Source organism: Paenibacillus sp. JT22N7 (genome assembly GCF_059383875.1).
Genome location: NZ_JBXENY010000013.1, coordinates 51476 through 71943, shown reverse-complemented (window position 1 = coordinate 71943; position 20468 = coordinate 51476). Strand labels below are relative to the sequence as shown.

The 20468-nt window shown below is 49.9% G+C and carries 18 protein-coding genes; 9 read left to right on the top strand and 9 right to left on the bottom strand.

What is annotated here, in order from left to right; translation table 11 throughout:
• The first annotated feature begins 94 nt into the window (after window positions 1-94).
• From AC50Y5_RS28370 to AC50Y5_RS28350, 5 genes are all read left to right on the top strand, one after another.
• Window positions 95-829, top strand: a complete 735-nt coding sequence (locus AC50Y5_RS28370; RefSeq protein ID WP_494864700.1) for an SDR family oxidoreductase — start codon at window positions 95-97, stop codon at window positions 827-829.
• A 207-nt stretch (window positions 830-1036) separates the two neighbouring features.
• Window positions 1037-1639: an adenylyl-sulfate kinase gene (gene cysC / locus AC50Y5_RS28365; RefSeq protein WP_494864698.1), complete on the top strand. Its 603-nt coding sequence runs from the start codon at window positions 1037-1039 to the stop codon at window positions 1637-1639.
• A 50-nt stretch (window positions 1640-1689) separates the two neighbouring features.
• Entirely contained in the window at window positions 1690-2448 is a 759-nt protein-coding gene (locus tag AC50Y5_RS28360; RefSeq protein WP_056031193.1) for a sulfotransferase family protein, read from the top strand.
• A gap of 43 nt (window positions 2449-2491) precedes the next feature.
• Window positions 2492-3289: an HAD family hydrolase gene (locus AC50Y5_RS28355; RefSeq protein ID WP_327204899.1), complete on the top strand. Its 798-nt coding sequence runs from the start codon at window positions 2492-2494 to the stop codon at window positions 3287-3289.
• A 47-nt stretch (window positions 3290-3336) separates the two neighbouring features.
• On the top strand, window positions 3337-3864 hold the full coding sequence (locus tag AC50Y5_RS28350) for a hypothetical protein (RefSeq protein WP_494864695.1): 528 nt from the start codon (window positions 3337-3339) through the stop codon (window positions 3862-3864).
• A 150-nt stretch (window positions 3865-4014) separates the two neighbouring features.
• On the opposite strand, the gene AC50Y5_RS28345 is transcribed toward AC50Y5_RS28350, so the two are convergent.
• The 4 genes from AC50Y5_RS28345 to AC50Y5_RS28330 form a co-directional block, all read right to left on the bottom strand.
• Complete coding sequence (locus AC50Y5_RS28345; RefSeq protein WP_056031197.1) at window positions 4015-4992, bottom strand: diaminopimelate dehydrogenase; 978 nt, start codon at window positions 4990-4992, stop codon at window positions 4015-4017.
• A gap of 64 nt (window positions 4993-5056) precedes the next feature.
• Complete coding sequence (locus AC50Y5_RS28340) at window positions 5057-6316, bottom strand: Glu/Leu/Phe/Val family dehydrogenase (protein WP_056032926.1); 1260 nt, start codon at window positions 6314-6316, stop codon at window positions 5057-5059.
• A 506-nt stretch (window positions 6317-6822) separates the two neighbouring features.
• The gene (locus AC50Y5_RS28335; RefSeq protein ID WP_494864692.1) at window positions 6823-8622 is read right to left on the bottom strand and encodes a sensor histidine kinase; all 1800 of its coding nucleotides are present in this window, start codon (window positions 8620-8622) and stop codon (window positions 6823-6825) included.
• Window positions 8619-9374 carry a response regulator transcription factor gene (locus AC50Y5_RS28330; RefSeq protein ID WP_056031203.1) on the bottom strand — a complete coding sequence of 252 codons (756 nt, stop codon included), beginning with the start codon at window positions 9372-9374 and terminating at the stop codon, window positions 8619-8621. The genes AC50Y5_RS28335 and AC50Y5_RS28330 overlap by 4 nt, the downstream gene beginning before the upstream one ends.
• A gap of 220 nt (window positions 9375-9594) precedes the next feature.
• On the opposite strand from AC50Y5_RS28330, the gene AC50Y5_RS28325 reads away from it, so the two are divergent.
• On the top strand, window positions 9595-10647 hold the full coding sequence (locus tag AC50Y5_RS28325; protein ID WP_494864690.1) for a peptidoglycan DD-metalloendopeptidase family protein: 1053 nt from the start codon (window positions 9595-9597) through the stop codon (window positions 10645-10647).
• Between the two features lie 108 nt (window positions 10648-10755).
• Here the strand turns inward: AC50Y5_RS28325 and AC50Y5_RS28320 are convergent, their stop codons facing one another.
• The 3 genes from AC50Y5_RS28320 to AC50Y5_RS28310 form a co-directional block, all read right to left on the bottom strand.
• Window positions 10756-11166 carry a GNAT family N-acetyltransferase gene (locus tag AC50Y5_RS28320; RefSeq protein ID WP_494864688.1) on the bottom strand — a complete coding sequence of 137 codons (411 nt, stop codon included), beginning with the start codon at window positions 11164-11166 and terminating at the stop codon, window positions 10756-10758.
• Window positions 11167-11446: 280 nt separating this feature from the next.
• Window positions 11447-13159 carry an ABC transporter ATP-binding protein gene (locus AC50Y5_RS28315; protein WP_494864686.1) on the bottom strand — a complete coding sequence of 571 codons (1713 nt, stop codon included), beginning with the start codon at window positions 13157-13159 and terminating at the stop codon, window positions 11447-11449.
• Between the two features lie 90 nt (window positions 13160-13249).
• The gene (locus AC50Y5_RS28310; RefSeq protein WP_494864684.1) at window positions 13250-15199 is read right to left on the bottom strand and encodes an AraC family transcriptional regulator; all 1950 of its coding nucleotides are present in this window, start codon (window positions 15197-15199) and stop codon (window positions 13250-13252) included.
• 191 nt (window positions 15200-15390) lie between these two features.
• Here AC50Y5_RS28310 and AC50Y5_RS28305 point away from each other — a divergent pair, with 191 nt between their 5' ends.
• From AC50Y5_RS28305 to AC50Y5_RS28295, 3 genes are read left to right on the top strand one after another with little or no spacing between them, the layout of a single operon-like run.
• Window positions 15391-16263, top strand: a complete 873-nt coding sequence (locus AC50Y5_RS28305) for an ABC transporter ATP-binding protein (protein WP_056031218.1) — start codon at window positions 15391-15393, stop codon at window positions 16261-16263.
• Window positions 16260-17069: an ABC transporter permease gene (locus tag AC50Y5_RS28300; RefSeq protein ID WP_235533059.1), complete on the top strand. Its 810-nt coding sequence runs from the start codon at window positions 16260-16262 to the stop codon at window positions 17067-17069. Before AC50Y5_RS28305 ends, AC50Y5_RS28300 begins: the two co-directional genes overlap by 4 nt.
• 7 nt (window positions 17070-17076) lie before the next feature.
• Window positions 17077-17853, top strand: coding sequence for an ABC transporter permease (locus AC50Y5_RS28295; RefSeq protein ID WP_056031221.1), 777 nt, complete (start codon window positions 17077-17079; stop codon window positions 17851-17853).
• A 21-nt stretch (window positions 17854-17874) separates the two neighbouring features.
• Here AC50Y5_RS28295 and AC50Y5_RS28290 read toward each other — a convergent pair whose 3' ends face one another.
• Together AC50Y5_RS28290 and AC50Y5_RS28285 are read right to left on the bottom strand one after the other, a co-directional pair.
• The gene (locus AC50Y5_RS28290) at window positions 17875-18378 is read right to left on the bottom strand and encodes a hypothetical protein (protein WP_063892470.1); all 504 of its coding nucleotides are present in this window, start codon (window positions 18376-18378) and stop codon (window positions 17875-17877) included.
• A 94-nt stretch (window positions 18379-18472) separates the two neighbouring features.
• Window positions 18473-20314: an ABC transporter substrate-binding protein gene (locus AC50Y5_RS28285; RefSeq protein WP_494864680.1), complete on the bottom strand. Its 1842-nt coding sequence runs from the start codon at window positions 20312-20314 to the stop codon at window positions 18473-18475.
• Between the last annotated feature and the right edge of the window lie 154 nt (window positions 20315-20468).

Here is a 20468-nt window from a genome sequence, read left to right as displayed (position 1 = left end):
CGAAAAAACTGCGTACTTGGCAGCGCTTATGATCTCTTCAATAATAGCGGTAATGGCGAAATTCGCCCATCGATGAAAATCAGGAGGCTTACCTATGACTAATCTATCTTTGAAAAATAAACGCGTCGTCATTATTGGCGGCAGCTCGGGAATTGGCCTGGCGACGGCCCAGCAGGCACTTGATCAAGGGGCGTCCGTCGTCATTGCCGGACGATCCGAAGCGAAGCTGGCATCAGCCCGTCAGACGCTCAGCTCTGACAAGGTGGAGACGCATGCGCTGGATAATCGCGACAACAACCAGCTGGAACTCTTTTTCAAGAAAATCGGCAGCTTCGACCACTTGTTCACTCCGGGAGCCTCGTATGTGCGGGGGCCGATCACTTCAGATGAAGCGACAGCGGAAAGCTGCTTCAAGGCGAAGTTCTGGCCGCAATATTATGCGGTGAAATACGCTCTCCCTTATATTCACTCAGACGGCTCTGTCGTGCTCATGTCAGGCGCATTCAGCCAGCGGCCGCTCGCGGATGGCGCGTCTTATGCCGCCTGCAACGGCGCGATTGAAAGCTTGGGGAAGGCGCTAGCTGTCGAGCTCGCACCGAAGAAAATAAGAGCCAATGTCATCTCGCCGGGCACGATTTATACGGCATTTAATTGGGAGGGCGCCGAGCAGGCAACCCGCGATGCCTCCTATGATGCTTACACGAATATGAATGTGCTGGGCCGAGTTGGGGAAGCGGCAGAAGCCGCCCATACGGTTGTCTATTTAATGACGAACAGCTACACGACAGGAACAACCTTGCATCCCGACGGCGGCTATTTGCTGCGCTAGCGCTGCAGGTTCAATCGAGATGAAGGAGAACTCAGCGTCACCTGTCCAGCAAAGCAATATGGCCGGCATAAACGGGCAGTACCGTCTCCATAAAATCAGGCACAGGCCACTGTGCCTGATTTTGTGTTTTTGTACGAACGCTTGTCACAGCGCAACATATTTTAGTACAAAAAGGACCGTAGCGCCCTCCGGAAGCGAAGTGGAAATATGAAACATGAAACGCCCCCTAATGAGCGGCACTTGCCCAAAGTAAGCAAGGACGAGCGGCATCAGCTGAACGGGCATAAAAGCTGCGTGCTATGGTTTACCGGATTGCCCAGTTCTGGCAAATCGACTTTGGCTTTCGAAGTAGAGCATGAGTTGTTTAAGCGCCATATGCACAGCTATGTTTTGGATGGGGACAATCTTCGGCTTGGCTTAAATCAAGGGCTCGGCTTCAGCCAGCAGGACCGCAGGGAAAATGTCCGCCGCATTGGCGAAGCCGCCCGGCTGTTCGCCGATGCCGGATTGATCGTGCTGGTCGCTGCCATCTCCCCCTACCGGGCCGATCGCGAGCGGGTCAGATCCTTTTTTTCCGAGGACGAGTTTATTGAGATTTATGTCAAATGCCCGTTTGCAGAATGTGAGCGCCGGGACCCGAAGGGCCTGTACAAAAAAGCACGTGCCGGTAAAATCCATGATTTCACAGGCATTTCCTCCGTTTACGAAGCGCCAGGGCATCCTGAAATAATGATCGCAAGCGACAAGCATACGCCTAAGGAATCTGTCCGCTTCATTTTAGATTATTTAAGAGACAACGGCTGCTTGTAAGCGGCTTTGGCACCAACTACTTTTTTACAAATGAGGCGAGGTGCAGCATCATGAAAACATCCAAGGAGCCATTGCTGCTGTATGCACACATTCCGAAAACCGGAGGAACCTCCTTCACGCAGGCGATTGTCGAGCATTGCCCGATTGCGGTTTACTATTTTCAGGTAGCGGATAAACCCGGTTTGCTGCGTCAAACCCTCAAACAGGCCGATGCGCTATGCGGCCACCTCCCCTTCGGCCTCCACTATACCACCGCCCGCCCCTGCCAATATGTAACGATGCTGCGTGATCCGGTGGAGCAGATCGCCTCCTTCTTTTATTTTAAATACAAAAATAAGCGTTATCCCGATAACTACAATCCTTATCTTACGTTCGAGGAGTTTTTGAATAATCCGTATTTCGATCCCGAATATGTCAATGTACAAACCCGTTTTCTGAGCGGAGAGCTGGGCAGCACGACCCCCAATTTGAACTTGGCCATCAGGAATTTGGAGCAGCACATTTCTTTTGCTGGCATTACTGAGCTTTATGCGGAATCGCAATTTTTGTTTATGAAAACAATGGGCTGGGAGCCGAAAGTCTATTCAAAAAAAAACGCCAATGAAAACCGCCCGCCGAAAACAGAACTGACAAGCGATATGATCGACCTCATTCTTCGCAAAAATGCCAGTGATGTTGAGCTGTATTATTTAGCCCGCCAGCTTCTGCTGAAAAAAATTTATGCGCTTTCGCACGCCACCCGAGAGGAGCTGCGCCTGTATAAACGCAATTGCTGCTGGCAAGGCGAGGACGAATTGGGTTACTATTAGAGCAACTAACGATGAAATAGACGAAAATGGGAGAGAACTCGCCGTGAAGGATAACCGCTTAACAAATAGATTCGCATATGACGCTGCACCAGAAAAACATTCCGCAGCTCCCGTTGTAAAAGGCATTTTTTTCGATGTGGATGATACGCTATATGACCATTTGCCCCCATTCACTAAAGCGGTACAAGAAGTGCTTCAGCTTGGCGAAGCCTTCCCCTATGAAGCAGCCTATCGCCGCATGCGGCATTACAGCGATGTGCTGTCTGAGCAAATGGGCGGCGCTGGCGCACTGGAGGCTGGGGCTGCGACGGAGCTGATGCGGACGCGCCGCTTCCAGCTGGCGCTAGGCGAGTTCGATGTAGTGCTCACGGACGAGCAGGCCGCAGCGATGCAGGCTGCCTACATTGGCTGCCAATACGACATCATAATGTTTCCGGGGGCAAAAGCCATGCTTGAGCGGCTTGTAAAAGCCGGGTATATCGTTGGCCTCATTACCAATGGAGCTGGCGCCCATCAGCGCCGCAAAATCGAAGCGATGGATATCGACGATTTGATTCCGCGTGACCGTCAGTTCATTTCCGGCGAAGTCGGCTGGGACAAGCCCGACCCGCGGATTTTCAAGCTGGTGAATGAGCGTACAGGCACACTGCCCGAGAATAGCATCTACATCGGCGACTCTTGGAATAATGATGTAGTAGGCGCCCTGCAAGCAGGCTGGATCTCCATTTGGTTCAACCACCGCCAAGTGCAGCCGTTAACCGAGCACGCTCCCGCCTACATAATGTCTGGCTATACGGATTTGCAGGAGCAGCTGGTGAAAATGGGCGTTTTGCCTGAATAGTTACTCTTTACCAACTGTAAGGATAACGGATAAAGGAGCAGACACGATTGGGAAATAATATATCGTTCAAAACCTCATCAAGCGAGCACGATGAAGAAATTCACATGTCCAATATTTTCACCTCTGTATTTGTGGATGTTATTGCGCTTAGTGGATCGGCGCTTGCACAAACGAACCGCGAGAAAGAGTTTGTCATTTGGTTGGCTCAGCGCGATCAAAACATAGTCGGCATTGGAACCGTCGGCTTTAGCCTCGATGAGCTGCCGTGGGACCCGGATGATTTTTCATCCAATCAGCAGTTTCTGCTTCGGGTTGTAGACGGAGCGCTGGCGCGTTTAGGCTGGAGCAAACTGAGCTACGAGCCGAACCTGGACTATATCAAAAGCACGCTAGAGCGGTTTGGCCGGATGGTTTCCGCCTTTCGACCCGAGGATGTCGATGCCACTCATTATGAGGATTGGTCTCTCGTTGAAGAAGGAGACGATTGGCCGACGATTCCACCAGGGTATCCGCAATGCGGGAAGCATGGCATCTATCTTACTTGTCACGGATGCGTTATATGCAATTCGAAGTAATGCCTGCTCAAATAGTGCCGATTTAGCTGTTCCATGCCAATACAGCAAAAAAAAGAAGCCGTCCCTTAGCAGAATGAACTGCTGAAGGACGGCTTTTTTTCTTTAATAGCAACTAGCAAAAAAATGCAAGCTAGCTTGTTGTGGAACGAATTACAGCAATTCCTTACGCAGCTGTGCTGCGGATTTCGGCGACAGAAGGCCGAACGGAATATCAAAGACGGTTTTCGCGCCAGCTCCACCTTCTTGAGCAAGCTTGTAGGCTGCTCTCGCATAAGCGACAAGCACGCTTGCTGTGAACTCAGGGTTGCTGTCAAGCGTAAGACCAAATTCAATAATTTGCGTGCTGTTCGTTCCGGTTTTGCCGCTGCGCAGTACCGTGCCGCCATGGGGCATTGCGGAATGCTCTGCTTTCAGCGTCGCTTCGTCTACAAAATGCACAACCGTATCATAGTCGGCAAAATAGTTCGGCATATTGCGGATTTCATCGGCAATCGCTTCTTGATTTGCGCCTTCTTCTGCTACGATATAACATTCTCTAAGATGCTTCTCACGCGTTGTGAGCACAGGATTTTCCCCGCTCCGCACACGATTGACCGCTTCTTCAACAGGAATCGTATATTGCACGCCATTCTTGACGCCATTGACACGGCGAATCGCATCGGAGTGGCCTTGGCTTACCCCTTTGCCCCAGAACGTGTACTCCTTGCCCTCCGGCAAAATCGCTTCCGCCAGCAGACGGCTAAGGGAGAACAAGCCTGGATCCCAGCCTGTGGAAATGACGCTGATTTTGCCGCTTGCTTTCGCAGCTGCATCTACCTGCTCAAAATATTCAGGAATGCGGGCATGCGTATCAAAGCTGTCGACGGTGTGGAACAGACGGGCAAAAGCAGGACCCTGCTCCGGCAGGTCTGTTGCCGAGCCGCCGCACAAAATCATAACGTCAATGTCGCCAGTGAATTTTTCTGCGTCTTCAATGGAATATGCTTTCGTCTCAGACGGAATGGAATCTGGATTTCTGCGGGTAAAGATAGCATCCAGACGCAGATCCGGACTTTGTTTGATGGCAAGCTCCACGCCGCGGCCCAAGTTGCCGTAACCTACAATGCCAATGCGAATTTGTTCAGCCATGTGTATCGCCACCTTTTATTGATTGTAAAAATGATTGCAAGCCGATCCGTAATTAAAGGTCGTTCTACACCCAGCCTCTTGCTTCCATCGCTGCAGCAATACGCTTGATGGAAATCATATAAGCCGCTGTACGAAGATCAGTGCTGTGCTCTTTCGCCAAATCACGAACAGCCACGTAAGACTGGATCATGTTTGTTTCCAGCTTCTCAAGCACTTCAGCCTCGCTCCAGTAGTAGTTCATCAGGTTTTGTACCCATTCAAAATAGGATACCGTAACGCCGCCTGCATTTGCAAGGACGTCAGGAATAACGACGATGCCCTTCTGGAACAGAACGCGGTCTGCTTCTGGCGTCGTTGGGCCATTGGCTGCTTCAGCGATGATTTTCGCTTGAATGCGGTCTGCATTTGCAGCTGTAATTACATTTTCCAGCGCAGCTGGTACCAAGATGTCAACATCCAGCTCAAGCAAAGCTTCGTTGGAAATGACGAAGGATTCGCCGTAGTCCAAAATGGATGCATTGTCCTTAAGATCGGAAATTTGATCGATGTCCAATCCGTTTGGATCGTAAATGCCACCGCGCGAATCGCTGATCGCCACGATTTTGCAGCCTGCTTCGCTAAGCAGACGAGCTGCGATTCTTCCTGCGTTGCCGAAGCCTTGAATAGCTGCAGTCGCATTTTGTACCGGAAGATGCTTATCTTGGAGCGCCGCCAAAATCGTATAAACACAGCCTTGAGCTGTCGCTTCATTACGACCTTTCGAGCCGCCGATAATAAGCGGTTTGCCCGTAATGACACCTGGGGAATATCTGCCTTTCATCTTGCTGTACGTGTCCATCATCCAGCCCATAATTTGCGGCGTCGTATACACGTCTGGTGCAGGAATATCTTTATCCGGTCCAACAAAGTCGGCAATAGCTTCCATAAATGCGCGGCTTACGCGTTCCAGCTCGCCTTTGCTCATTTTGCGAGGATCACAGATAACGCCGCCTTTGCCGCCGCCGTAAGGCAAGCCAACAACGCCACATTTGAAGCTCATCCACATCGACAATGCTTTAACTTCATCAAGCGTAACGTCCGGGTGGAAACGAATGCCGCCTTTAGTCGGCCCAATCGCATCATTGTGCTGGGAGCGGTAGCCTTCAAAAACCTGTACAGTACCATCATCCATACGAACCGGGAAGTTAACGGACAACACGCGCATCGGATGCTTCAAAATTTGAGTCACATGCTCAGGCAGCTTCAGATGGGCAACCGCCGTATCGATTTGCTGCTGGGCAATTTTATAAGGGTTTAATGTTTCTTCTGCAACAACGACTGTCATTTTCGAAATCATTCCTTCACTCTAAATTGGTCTGCTTGAAAACTGCCGCTTTACCGCGACCGCGCACTATCGAACTGCACCGACAATGAGTTTTTTTCATTTTACCTTTTTCATCTGCATATTAAAAGAATTTTCTTGATAAAAATGCAAAAAAATATTCAATTCGTCCATTGTCACATTAGTTTTCTTTAAAAGTTATAAGAAGTGACATATGACATCAGTTGATATATAAATCCGAGATTTTGTGTCAAAACTCCGTTTTAAGCGCGAAAATAAAAAACAAGTCAGGTTTTGTGCCATTCTTTTTTTCTTCCTCGGCAAATCAAAAGCTTATTTCGTTGATTTCATGACATTCTTCATTACGCAAAAAAACTATAAAATATAACAAAAGCATCACTCGACTAAAAAAGAAAGGCTGGAAGCTTTATGCATCCAGCCTTGCACCATTCCAACCTTCCCCCAAACCGGAAGGAAGCAAAAAGGGCATTTTCTCCTCTAAAGCTCCTCTACTCGGAGGCTCCAGCCGCATCTGTCCTTACTATCGTATTTCTCCAAATGAGCCGAATGATCGTGCCTTGCCCCAGAGTAGTCACGACCGTGATTTTGCCGCCCATCGCTTCTGTCAGCCCCTTGGCAATCGCCATCCCAAGGCCCGAGCCATTCGGTGTGGAGGCGGTATCCGTGCCGCGATAATACCGTTCAAACAGCCGATTCAGCGTGCTCTCGTCCATTCCGCCACCATTGTCGGCAAATTCAATCGTCATGCCTTCACGCTTCTTCTCCTCCGAAGCGATCAACGAGACGGTTAATACAGTATCCGGCGCATTATGCAGAAGCGCATTTGCAGCAATATTGTTAACGACACGCTCCAGCCACGGGGTATAGAGCTGAACCCATACGGCTTTCTGAGCAGACGCTTGGAACCGGATTCGACCTTTGCCAAACAGGGGATCATCTGCCGCCAGCTGCAGCGTGTCCCGCAGCCAGCCATTCAATTCCACTTCCTCGATCTCGGGCGGCAAAATCCCCGTCTTCAACCGATAGGTCATCGCCAGGTCGCTGATCAGCATGTCCATATGAGCCGATTTTTCCAGCATCGTTGCTGAAAATTTGCGCACATCCGCCTGTGACCAATCATATTTGGGCTCCACGAGCAGATGAGCATAGCCCGTAATGGAGGACAATGGCGTCTTCAAATCATGGGTCACGCCCGCAATCCATTCCTCCCGCAAGCTTTCCGTCTGCTTCCGCATTTCCTGCTCGCGCTGCAAAGCAGCAGACAGCTTATCAATGGATAATATGACATCGGCGAAAACACGGTATCGCCGCCGCCATTTGCCAGAAGGCATCCGGCTGCGCGGCAAACCCTTGCGATCCAGCGGCTCTTGGTAAACGGCATTGCCGATGGCATCCAGCCATACCAGCATATGCAGCAAAGGAGCGCCAAACCGCCGCGCTTGCCATAGCGAAAGCAGCAAGAACAGGATCAGCATCGCGGCGAACATCGCAACGACGCCAATGATGACAATTTGCGCTTCGGCCGGAATGAGCGGTTTCTTGCCCGCGGCCCCTGTTCCCGTATTTTTTTGCCCAACAATCCAGGTCTGCTTCGTCTGTTCATTGTAGGAAGATTGAATGAGATAGCCGTATCTGTCGGAGTAGAGCGTCCGAAGCACCAGCTCCTGAACGGTATATTGCACCGGAATGGCGTCCGGCTTATTATAGGAAGCAAGCTCCGTACCTGTCTGATCCAGCAGTTGCACGAACACTTGGCCTTTCTTCAGCTCGGTTCCCATCGCATCAGGAATTAAAAGCTGACCGCCTTGAGCGGTAAATCCGCCTTCGTTCACCTGCGTTAGTATCGGCTTCATATAATTAGGCGCGCCATAAACGAGCGTGTACAGCCTACCGTTCTTCTGTTGAATCCATACGGCCAAATGGTAAGCAAACGGCTGCTTCCCTGTCCAATAAGCGACCAGCTCGCCCGGTCCATATTGCTTGGGAACATCCGCAGGCGTATTATAGGAGCTTTCCACCTGTCCGAGCTCATCCAGACTTTGCAGCCAGCCGCCATTTTCCTTCACCTGCTTCAGCAGGCTGGGATCAAAGCGAATCCCCTCTGGTCCAAGCTCCGACGATTCAACTAGTCTCTCCAGCCCAACGCTGGCAAAATCACGCGTAATGCTAATTTCGTTAAACTTTTGCAGCATCCAGACTACCGTTACAGCAGACATAAGCAATACGATTGTGCCCGCTATCCCCAGCTGAAGGACAAATCTCAACGTCAATTGCCGCCGCATATTCATCGCGTGCCATTCTCCCGCAGCGGCCCTTGAACGAGCTTGTAGCCAAGCCCTCTCACATTGACGATAAACTTCGGATTAGAAGGATCAGCCTCAATTCGTTCCCGAATCCGGTGAATATGAACCATCACGGTATTATCGTCGCTGAAGGCGTCGTCGCCCCAAACCTTCTCGTACAGCTCGCTTTTGCTGAAAATCCGGTTCGGGTTTTTACATAGAAACAATAGCAGCTGAAACACGAGTGCCGGACAGGCTACCGCTTGCCCTTCCACCGTCAGCTCGCCCGCTGCTTCATCCACCTTAAATCGTCCATAATCAAAAATAGGGCTGGCAGGTCCCCGCTCCATCTCCGCCGCACTGCCGCCATTGACTGGAGTAGACGCGCCAAAATACCGCCGCAGCTGCGCCCTGATACGCGCAACTACCTCAAGCGGATTAAAGGGCTTCGCAATATAATCGTCACCTCCGATGGCAAAGCCGGTCAGCTTGTCGAAATCGGAAGTGCGCGCGCTCAAAAATAAAATCGGAGCATCTGTCGTTTGCCGGATAAACGGACATACCTCGATTCCGCTGCGCCCCGGCAGCATCACATCCAAGACGATTAAATCATATTTTTTCGCCGTACAGGCAGCAATCGCCGCTTCTCCTGTGCCGACGCTGTCAATATTCGTATAACCTTCCTTGTGCAGCACCGTCTGCAACAGCTCCAGCAGCGCCTGTTCATCGTCCACAAGCAAAATCGCTGCATTTTCCACTACGCCGCCTCCTTTCAAATTCAATGCTGTATTGCACTATTTCTCCATCATAGCATGATAGCTTTGATTAAATACGCTATGCCGTCTTAACGGAAGCTTAATTCGTCATACCAGCTTAGTCCTGAAAGTTAAGACAACGTTAAGCTGCTGTTTCAGTACAGCTAAGTGTGGCTTGCTAGTATAGGGTTATAGACTATAGGAATATAGAGGAGAGATCGGAATGAAGAAACCATCATTTATAATGATCAAACAAGCCAGCACCTCGGTTAAAATAGCTGCTGCTGTCGGAACGCTAGCCGTAATTTTAACCGCCTGTGGGGGTGGAGATACCGCAGCGACGAACAATAGCGGAGCAACCAGTGAAGCTTCAAGCTCGCCAACTGCGGCAGAGTCGACAACGAACCCAAGTGAAGCGCTGATAACGCCGGAGCAATTGCCAGAGGCGCTGCTTGCAGGCAATTATAAAGGGATTTATGAGCGCTTTAGCGCTCCGTTTAAGGAGCAGGTTAGCGAGGCTGATTTTCTAAAAATGGCGGAGTCGTTTATGAGCGGCGTGAAGTCGCTCGAAAAGTCCTCCATTTTGAACAAAAGCGGCGTTGAACAGCGCACATGGGTGAGCGATTCCGGAACTAAGGGAATTGTCGGCATTTTTGATGCGGAAGGCACGATTATTGGGCTTCAAGTGAAGGAGCTCTCCCCTGCAACGGAAACAGACAGCATCCTGACCAAAAATAGCTACAGCCTGCCATTTCGCGGGGAATGGCTTGTCATTTGGGGCGGAAACAATGCGTTAATCAATTATCACTATGAATATGAGAGCCAGCGTTACGCCTATGATTTTGTGCAGGCGAAGGACGGTTTTTCCTATGAAGGCGATCCTTTGAAAAATGAAAGCTACTTCGCCTTTGGCCAAGATATTATTGCCCCTGCGGACGGCACAGTCGTATCGGTTGTTAACGATATTGCCGATAACGAGCCCGTTGGCGTTATGAATGAAAAGGCGCCTGCCGGCAATGTGGTTGTCATCGATCATGGAGGAGAATACAGCTATCTCGCCCATATGAAAAAAGGTTCAGCAGTTGTAAAGCCAGGCGACAAAGTCAGCAAAGGCGATGTCCTTGGACAGACGGGCAATTCCGGCAACTCCAGCGAGGCCCATCTGCATTTTCAGCTGTCTGACGGTAAGGATTTGTTCACCTCATCAGCGATTGCAGTGAAATGGGAAGGCGGCATTAAGCCTGTGCAGGGGGAAACGATTGGCTCCGCAGAATAAGACAACATAAGCAAACAGCTGCAAGCATCGGTCTTCTCAGACCCTGCTTGCAGCTGTTTTTTCTCACGATCTTATGCGCCAGACGGACTCATATTTTTACGGTATTTTTCAATGAAACCGGATTAAACGTTTATAGACGAATGTGGTCTTGCGATAGCCCTGCTCCTCATAATGCGATATAGGAGCATCAAGCTGCTGGCCCATCTTGAACAGCGCTTCCGCCTCCAGCATCAGCTGCTCTCCTATCCCTTGGTCCACATATTCCGGATGTACGATGAGCCCGCCAATATAGGGAACATCCCCTCGCACATGCAAATGAATCGAACCGACGATCGCGTCGCCCTCTACAACCGCTTTGAGGTAAATATGGTCTTGAAACTGCTTCCTTATAGCCGCCAAGGACGAAATGGAGGGCTCCAGCCTGTATGCTCCGAATCGGCCGGCAAGGCCTCTGCCCGCTGCTTGCTTCAGCGTGATAAGGGCTTCGGCATCGGATACAAGCGCTATTTTGATTATCATCTGCTCTATCACCTCTTTGAGCGTACAATCTTCTTTAAACCATTTATTATTTATTATATAAAATAAAACTGAACTGATTCTGAACACTTCTCCTCTTCCATCAGGTAAATAAAGAAGCAGAGCAAGAGAACTGCTTTTCTCTTGCTCTGCTTCTTGCTCTTACTCTGCTTTCTCTTGATCTGCTTTCTCTTGATCTGCTTTCTTTCGCTCTGGATTCTCTTGATCTGCTCGATCTGGTTGTTGAGTTGGTCCGCTTAATCTAAGTAATCTGCTTTGGCTATTAACCAAACTGTGCCTGATGGAGCCTGCTGTAAATGCCGCCTTGGTGAACAAGCTCCTCATGACGGCCCTGCTCCTCAATGCCTTGTGGAGTAACGACGACGATGCGGTCGGCGTTTTTGATCGTTGCCAATCGGTGCGCAATAACGAGCGTCGTCCGGCCCTCCGACAGCTCAGCCAGCGACTGCTGAATAATCAGCTCCGTCTCTGTATCAAGCGCCGACGTAGCTTCATCCAAAATCAGAATCGGCGGATTTTTCAGGAACATTCTTGCAATCGACATCCGCTGCTTCTGCCCACCGGACAGCTTGACCCCACGCTCGCCAATGACCGTATCCAGCCCTTCCGGCTGCGTACGAATAAAATCATCCAGGCGCGCTCTTCGAGCCGCTTCCCATATTTCTTCCTCGGTGGCACCGAGCTTGCCGTAGAGAATATTTTCACGAATCGAGCCCGAGAACAAAAATACATCCTGCTGCACAATGCCGATTTGGCTGCGCAGCGATTGCAGCTTGATCTGGCGAATATCGACGCCGTCCACCGTAATGGAGCCTTCATTCAGCTCGTAAAAACGCGGCAGCAGGCTGCACAGCGTTGTTTTCCCCGCACCCGAAGGCCCGACAAAAGCGACCGTTTCCCCTTTGCCGACAGTCAGGCTTATGTTATTGAGCACCTTCTCCTCGCCTTCATAGCCGAAGGAAACATTTTGGAAGCGAATGTCGCGCTTAAGCTCGCCCATCGCCACCGCATTCGGCGCATCGGCAATATCCGGCTCAATATCGAGCAGCTCCACATAACGCTTGAAGCCGGCAAAGCCTTGCGGATAGCTTTCAATAATCGCATTAATTTTCTCAATTGGCTTGAAGAAGACGTTCGTCAGCAGCAAAAAGCCGATAAATTCGCCGTACGTCAGCTCGTTCTGAATAACAAACCAAGTGCCGCATACCATGACGAATACGGTAACTAAGCGCATCATCATGTAGCTGATCGTTCCGTTTTGCGATATGAGCTTATAGCTAAGCAGCTTCGTCAGACGGAAACGGCTGTTGTTCGTGTTAAACTGCTCTTTCTCATACGACTCATTAGCAAACGCCTGAACGACGCGAATACCGCCAACATTATCCTCTACCCGGGCATTGAAATCGCCAATATCGGTAAACAGCTGATGAATGGCGCTCGTCATTTTGCGGTTGAAATAAATAACGAACCAAATAATGACCGGCACGACGATAAAAGTCATCACCGCAAGCTTCCAATTAATGAGCATCATCAGCACGAAAGAGCCTGCCAGCGTCATAACAGCGATAAATAAATCCTCTGGTCCATGATGCGCCATCTCGCCGATCTGCATCATATCGTTGGTCAGACGCGTCATTAAATGCCCCGTCTTCGTATTGTCGAAAAACTTGAATGACAGCTTCTGAATGTGCTCAAACAGCTTTTTGCGCATATCTGTCTCGATGTTAATACCGAGCATATGCCCCCAATAATTTACGACAAATAACAGCAGCGTATTAACAATGTACAAGGCCAGAAGCGCCAGCGACGCCCACAAGATGATCATCCATTCTCCCTTTGGCAGCAGATCATCTACAAACCGGTTGACTACTAGCGGAAAAGCGAGCTCTAGCAGCCCGGCCAGCACCGCACAGCCAAAATCCAGCATGAACAGCCCTCTATAAGGCTGGTAATAAGAAAAAAAACGACGTATCATGAGCTTGCTTCAATCCCCCTTATCATCTGTCTCTTTAAAAATATATAGAAAACAGCGTTGGGAGACAATGGATTATTGTAGGTTGGCGCGTTATTGTTTTACTAGCCAAGCTGTAAGCTCTTCTAATTGTGCTGAAGTGGCGATGGGATCAAAGTACCAGGATTTATCGCCGTGCCAGATGTAAACCCGATCATTTTTAACGGCATCGAGTGTTCCCCAGATCGAATCTGCCTTTAAATCTTCAAGTGTGTGCGTCTCGGAAGTGAAAATGATATAGTCGCCTGCATACTCTTCCAATATTTCCATCGATATTTCGAGCGACTGCTCCTTCATGACCTCAGCTGCATGTTTTGGCGGCAGTTTGCGGTCAAGCGCATGATAAACGGCCTGTCCGCCACGTCCAAAATTATCCCCGAATACGCCCACTGTTTTGCCCCAATCTTCCATGAGGGAGAAAGTCGCTTCGGCTGGCACATGCTGAGCAACCAGCTCGCGCGCCTGTGCAATTTGCTTATCAAAATTGGCAAGCCATGCCTCTGCCTCTTGTTCCTTGCCTAGCACTTGCCCGAAAAATTCAATTTCTTCGTGTACCGTTTTCAAATTGCCGAAAGGCACGAGCACGGTTGGCGCAATTTTGCTGAAGGATTCATAAGCCATTTCATTGCCGGTAACGATCAAATCCGGCTGCAGCTCCAAAATTTTCTCCAGTGAAATACTTTCGTATTCGCCAATATTTTCTACGCCGGCAAGCTCGGCCTTATAGTAGGGATTTTCGAGGTTTTTTTGCGGCGTGCCAACGGGCTTCACATCAAGCGCAATAAAGCTGCCTAAATACAGATCGACTACGACGCGCTGTGCCTGATTCGGTATTTCTATATCTCCTTTAATGGTTTTAATCATCCGCGTTCCGCCTGCCGCTTCAGCTTGCGGCGATGCCTCAGGCGACTTCTGCTCTGCAGATGCTTGTACGTTTCCAGCATTGCCGGAAGCAGCTCCCTGCGGCGGCGCCGCACCCGAGCAAGCGCTCAAAAACAGGGTCAAACTGATCAGCATCGTAGCTAGCAATCTTTTATGGCTAAACATAGGTAGCTCCCCTTCTCTACTGTGTTGATAATAATTATCATCCTCACTATAAAGCTTGGAGCTATAGTTGCCAATGGAGAATATGCGCCCGATCGCTGGATTTTTTGCTCCTTTTTCGATCTGCCCCCTCTGGGTGCGAAATCGTATAGGAGACTGGCCGATATGTTTTTTGAACATTCGCCCAAAATAATATTTATCTGGACATCCTACGTATATCGCTATTTCTTCCAAGGTCGATTCCGAGTTCAGCAGCAGCTCCTTGGCATGCTTCAGCCTGATTTGGGTTAAATATTGAATCGGGCTAACACCTGTCTCCCTCTTGAATAATTTGACGAGATGACCTACGCTGCAATCCAGCAAATCCGCTAGGACGTCCAGGGCAATCGCACTGGCATATTGCTCCTCCATATAACGGATTGCCTGCGAGACAAGATCGGCCCGCGCCAGCTGTACGCCGTCTCTATGAAGCTGCCAAAGCTGCTCGTATATGCACTGATACAATAGAGCTTTAGCATGGAATTGCTCTAATTCCCCGCCATTTTTCCAGCTTCGCTCCAGCTCTTCGATTTTTGAAAATAAAGCCAAGGATGAATGCGGCACTAAGCGGTATTGCAGCTGAAAGGGACGATGCTGTTGCAGCAAATCCAAAATCTCCTGCCTGCTGGGGAGCGGAATAACCGCCTTATAAAATACGATGACATATTCAAAGGGCTCTGCTGACGGCCTAATGTCCAGACATGCCCCTTTGCCGCCGTGCAAAACGTGAAATCGCTTCATGCCACCGGCGGCGCTGTCCAGTTCCACCTCAGCACTGCCGCGCAGCGCATATAAAAAAAAGCTCGATGGAACGCGGTAAGCCCGCAGCTCCTCATCTATGCCTAACATGACGCGCCTTATATCCAGCAGTCTTATCGAAGCACGATTCCATAATGCCGTATGTTCATTCAGCTTTAACACCTTGTTCACTCCCTGTCTCTCACTTACGCAAAAGCCTTAAACGTTCATTATTATTCATCATAATTGATAAGCATTATCATTCACAACCCTATCTTGATAATGACTTATCTAAAAAAAATCGATTGACAGCGCTTCCCATAAAATGCTACTATCTTCTCCCTGTCATTTTAACAACGTGAGGAGGAAAGCACTTGATTGAGGTTAACGGAATAAGCAAGTCGTTCCTGGTGTCGAAGCGGCCGCCGGGCCTGGCGCATGCGGTAAAATCGCTTTTTCGGAGGGAATATACGGTCGTGGAGGCGCTGCAGGATATTTCATTCACGATTGGCTCCGGTGAAATTGTCGGGTATATCGGCCCGAACGGAGCAGGGAAATCGACGACAATAAAGACGATGAGCGGCATTCTCGTACCGGATAGCGGGACGTGTTCGATTATGGGGTACACCCCTTGGAAGGATCGCGTTTCATATGTGAAAAATATCGGCGTCGTGTTTGGACAGCGCTCGCAGCTATGGTGGGACGTTCCGGTATTGGACTCCTTCGAGCTGCTGCGCGACATCTATCGCACTCCCCCACTGGAATATCGGGCTACTCTGGCATTGCTCGTAGAAACGCTGGATTTACAAGCGCTGCTGCACACTCCCGTTCGCCAGCTCAGTCTTGGACAGCGCATGCGCTGTGAAATTGCTGCTTCGCTGCTGCACAGTCCCAGCCTGCTGTTTCTCGATGAACCGACGATCGGGCTCGATGCCGTATCCAAAATCGCCGTCAGGCAGTTCATTAAAACGATCAATGAAGAAAAAGGCGTTACCGTCATTTTGACGACCCATGATATGTTTGATATTGAGGCACTCGCGAGCCGCCTGCTGCTCATCGGCAAAGGCAAGCTGCTTTATGACGGCACCGTGCAGGGGCTGCGCAGCCGCTATGGCGGAAAAGTTGAGGCGCCGCAAGCTTCACAGCTGGAACAGGCATCCGCTTCAACGTCTGAACGGGGCCATTCTAACGACAGCCTGTCCATTGAAGACATTGTCGTGCAAATGTACAAGGAGTACGCACTATGATTAAACCTTACTACGCCGTACTCAGGTTGCGGCTCAGCAACGGGCTGCAATACCGTGCCGCCGCATACGCCGGCATCGGGACGCAGTTTTTTTTCGGCTTTATTTTCATTATGGTGTTTGAAGCCTTTTATGCCCAGACCAGTGCCGCCGCACCACAGATGAGCCTCTCCGAGGTTGTCGCCTATTGCTGGCTCAAGCAAGCGTTCCTTGCCTTCATCGTTTTATGGCTGCGAGACAATGAACTGTTTCAGCTCATTACAAGCGGCAATATTGCCTATGAGCTGTGCAGGCCCAGCGGCATTTACGGCCTCTGGTATGCCAAGCTGCTCGCCCAGCGGCTGTCCAGCGCTTTGCTTCGCTGCCTGCCGATATTGCTGGTCAGCGTCTTTCTGCCTCAGCCCTACAGGCTTGAGCTGCCGCCTGACTTTGCCGCCTTTTTCCTATTCGTCTGCTCGCTTATCATAGGGCTGTTTCTGATCGTGGCCATCTCCATGCTCATTTATATTTCCGTATTTATTACGATGTCTCCGGCCGGCTCCCTGCTGATGTTCAGCGTGTTTGGCGAGTTTTTCGCCGGCATGATTATTCCGGTGCCGCTTATGCCGGATTGGATGCAGCGGATCGTCTACGCTCTGCCCTTCCACTGGACCGTTGACTTCCCCTTTCGCGTCTACACTGGCAACATTTCCACGCTAGATGCCGGAACGGGACTGCTGTTTCAGCTGCTGTGGCTCGCTGCCCTTATTTTCCTTGGCAAAATCGCGATGAACAAGGCGCTGCGACGCGTCGTTGTACAAGGAGGCTGATGCGGCGATGACGCTTTATTTTAAATACATGCTGCTGCTGTTCAAAGCGCAAATGCAGTACCGCGCTTCTTTTCTGCTTCTCGTGCTTGGACAATGCTTAACGCCATTTACCGTATTTGCCGGGCTATATTTCATGTTCGAGCGTTTCGGGGAAATGAAAGGCTGGAGCTTTTACGAGGTGCTGCTGTGCTTTGCTGTGACGCATATGGCTTTCTCTATTACCGAATGCTTTGCACGCGGATTTGATATGTTCTCCTCGCTAGTCGTCAGCGGAGATTTCGACCGGCTGCTCGTTCGGCCGCGCGGCACCATTATTCAGGTGCTGGGCTCCAAATTTGAATTTTCTCGCGTCGGACGGCTGCTGCTCGGAATTGTGGTTCTCGTCTGGACGATCATGAATCTGGACATTCCATGGTCGCCGCTTAAAATAACGGCGCTCGTGCTGATGGAAGCAAGCGGCGTCATTATTTTTGCCAGCATCTTTATTTTGTGCGCTTCGTTCAGCTTCTGGACCGTGCAGGGACTGGAGATCGCTAATATTTTAACCGATGGCGGGCGGGAAATGACGCAATATCCGCTGAGCATCTACCATCGGCGCATTCAGCAATTTTTCACCTTCATTATCCCGTTCGGCTGTGCCAACTATTTGCCGCTGCAATACATACTCGGCCGCGAGGCAAGCCCGATGTATGCTTTTCTGCCGCTGGCAGGGCTGCTGTTTCTTGCACCCTGTCTGCTCATCTGGCAAATTGGCGTTCGGCGCTACCGCTCGACCGGGTCCTAGTGCTGCGGAATAAGCAGCTGGTTACTGAGCCGCCGGATAAATGCGATAGGCATCACGGCCAGCCGCGCCCGGTGCGTCCGGTACATTGACTGTATCAGCTGCTTCGGTTAATTGGGGAGCTGCACCATCCAGCTTGGACAATGTCCAACCGTAAGAAAGCACCGAGGCAAGCTGGTCAGCTTCAGCGTTCGTCAGCCAAGCATGGACCGATTCGCCTCCTGGCTCCAACAGAAGCTCCGCTTCTTGCTGAAAAGCAACTTTAATCCAGCTGTGAATGCCGCGAATCGTATTGTATTTTATTTGATAGCCCTCGTTCACAGCCTGTGCAAACAGCTCCGCATCGCTGCTGGCTAAAGCATTCAATAGGCTGTAGTCAAATTGAAAGGGGCTCGTATCTACGGGTAAATCGCCCTCATGCACCTTGCGAATCAATTGTTCATTCGTCCAGCCATAGGACTTAAGCGATTCCAGCAATAGCGCATCCCATTGCGATAGTTTAATAACCGTTCCTGTCTTTGCATCCATGTTATTCGTCTCCTTTATCTGTGCTAACGCTTGTCCTTATATGAGTAAAGAGATTGCCCCGACCATCACGAAGGAGGGGGGCAATCTCTTTCTATTATTTAGCTGCTGCGCCTGCTTGGTAGGCGTTCAAAAACTCTTTTACTTTTGCCGGATCAGCCTTCAGCTCAAGGCCTGTTTTCACAAGCGGGCTAAGCGTAGAAATAGCTTTAAATTTATTGCCGCCGTAATAGGCTAAAAACTCATCCTGATTGATCGAATAAAGCACCGCTTTTCTCAAATCTGCGCTTTCTGCAACCGGACGGTTTTTCGTATTAAACAGCAGGTACGAAGCCGCGTTGCTCGGAAGCGTCTGGAGCGCCAGCTTGCTGTCGCCCTTCACAATGTCAAACTTCGTTTCAGGCACGCTGTAATAAAGATGAATTTCGCCGCTGCGCAGTGCAGACAATGCACTATCGGCATCTTTAATAAAGCGAACCTTAATCGCCGTAATTTTCGGCTCATGCTTCGTGCCCTTCATGTAGCCAGGGTTTTTATAGAAGATAGCTTCATAGTCGTTTTTGTGAGCCAAGATGTAAGGTCCGCTTGTGTACAGCGTATTGTTGTACTGGCTGCCCTCGGTTACCGTGTTTTGGTCGCCGTAAGGAATATCCTTGTTCACATCGAATTTGGCTACATCGTACGTATTAATTTTTTCTACCTGCTTCTTGGATACGATACCCGCAGATTGGTGGGCCAAATAATTCAGCACTTGCGGGAATGGCACCGTTGTTGTCAGCTTCACAACCTGGTACTTGCCTTCCTTGCTATTTGCTTGTGCTTTATCCGACACGAGCTCGGAAATTTTGGCATCGAGCCCTTTTTCCAGTTCATTTTTCACATTACCGCTGCCGCTCGACAGCTTTACAGACTCAAGCGCTGCCGGGTCAGTGATCAGCTCGACATTTTTAATATGCTCGTGCAGGGTATACGTCCGGTGGTCAGGAACGGAATCTTTATTTTTGGCGCGATCCAGCGAGAAAATAACGTCGTCGGCGCCTACACGCTCGCCAGAATCGGCAACAAGCTTGTCTTTAATTTCCGCGAAATGAATATCATCACGCAAAATGAAATAATAATCGGAATTGCCTTCGGCAATCGCAAAATTATACGACAATGAGCCTTCCGCCGTCAGCTTGTCGTCATCGGTCAGGTTCAGCAGGCGCACGTATTGGTTCGTGTTGATAATGTTAATGGAGCCGTCATTGCCTTTAATCGGGTCAAGCGAAGTCAAGGTCGCCATGGCCGATTGCAGCACCAACGCTTCCGTATTGCGCTTGGATGCATCTTTAAAATCCAGCTCTTCCCACGGGAGCGATCTAGACTTCGATAGGCGAACGCTGTCCTTGTTCAGCACTTCCTGATTAAACGCTTGCGATTTAAGCGAGCTGTAAAGCGGAGCAATATAGGCGTTGTCAAAAACGAGCTTTTGCTCCAATTGTTTATACGTTTCTGTGTATTGATCCGGTGTTTGTGTGGAAGCCGTATCAATGAGGGCATCAATGTCCTTGTCGCTCATAATGCTATAGTCACCGCCGGTTTTAAACAGCGAGCGAACCGCATAGTCCGGGTTTCCCGTTACTGTCGTCCAGCTCGACAACGCTATATCATAGTTGCCAGCATCCTGTTGTGCTTTAAACGTACCGTAATCGGCTTGAATGTTCAGCTTTACGTTAAAGCCGTTTTTCGCCAGCTGGTCACGTACAATGTTCAGATCAGCCTCATTGCTGCTCATTCCGAGCAATTCAATATCAACCGGCTTGCTGTCGACAACCGCCTCTGCGCCTTCCGTCGCTTGCGGCGTGCTGGCAGCCTCATCCTTCGTCGTCAATGTGCAGCCGCTCAGCATAATAGCCAAACTGAGCAGAATGAGTGAAAATAGCTTGCTTGTGTGTTTCATGTTTCTCTCTCCTCTTGTCATTATTCTATAGTCTATAAGTTAACTCACATTCGCACATCGCCCATACATCGTTTCGTAACGTAGCTTTGGATAGAATATGAATGAGGTTACAGCAAATATAAAAGCAAATACAGCTGCAATTGCAGCTTTAGCA

Bases quoted from the DNA above. Each gene is read 5' to 3' on its own strand.
- AC50Y5_RS28370 (WP_494864700.1), top strand. From the start codon at position 95: ATGACTAATCTATCTTTGAAAAATAAACGCGTCGTCATTATTGGCGGC.
- cysC (WP_494864698.1), top strand. From the start codon at position 1,037: ATGAAACATGAAACGCCCCCTAATGAGCGGCACTTGCCCAAAGTAAGC.
- AC50Y5_RS28360 (WP_056031193.1), top strand. From the start codon at position 1,690: ATGAAAACATCCAAGGAGCCATTGCTGCTGTATGCACACATTCCGAAA.
- AC50Y5_RS28345 (WP_056031197.1), bottom strand. From the start codon at position 4,992: ATGGCTGAACAAATTCGCATTGGCATTGTAGGTTACGGCAACTTGGGC.
- AC50Y5_RS28340 (WP_056032926.1), bottom strand. From the start codon at position 6,316: ATGACAGTCGTTGTTGCAGAAGAAACATTAAACCCTTATAAAATTGCC.
- AC50Y5_RS28335 (WP_494864692.1), bottom strand. From the start codon at position 8,622: ATGAATATGCGGCGGCAATTGACGTTGAGATTTGTCCTTCAGCTGGGG.
- AC50Y5_RS28325 (WP_494864690.1), top strand. From the start codon at position 9,595: ATGAAGAAACCATCATTTATAATGATCAAACAAGCCAGCACCTCGGTT.
- AC50Y5_RS28320 (WP_494864688.1), bottom strand. From the start codon at position 11,166: ATGATAATCAAAATAGCGCTTGTATCCGATGCCGAAGCCCTTATCACG.
- AC50Y5_RS28315 (WP_494864686.1), bottom strand. From the start codon at position 13,159: ATGATACGTCGTTTTTTTTCTTATTACCAGCCTTATAGAGGGCTGTTC.
- AC50Y5_RS28300 (WP_235533059.1), top strand. From the start codon at position 16,260: ATGATTAAACCTTACTACGCCGTACTCAGGTTGCGGCTCAGCAACGGG.
- AC50Y5_RS28295 (WP_056031221.1), top strand. From the start codon at position 17,077: ATGACGCTTTATTTTAAATACATGCTGCTGCTGTTCAAAGCGCAAATG.
- AC50Y5_RS28290 (WP_063892470.1), bottom strand. From the start codon at position 18,378: ATGGATGCAAAGACAGGAACGGTTATTAAACTATCGCAATGGGATGCG.
- AC50Y5_RS28285 (WP_494864680.1), bottom strand. From the start codon at position 20,314: ATGAAACACACAAGCAAGCTATTTTCACTCATTCTGCTCAGTTTGGCT.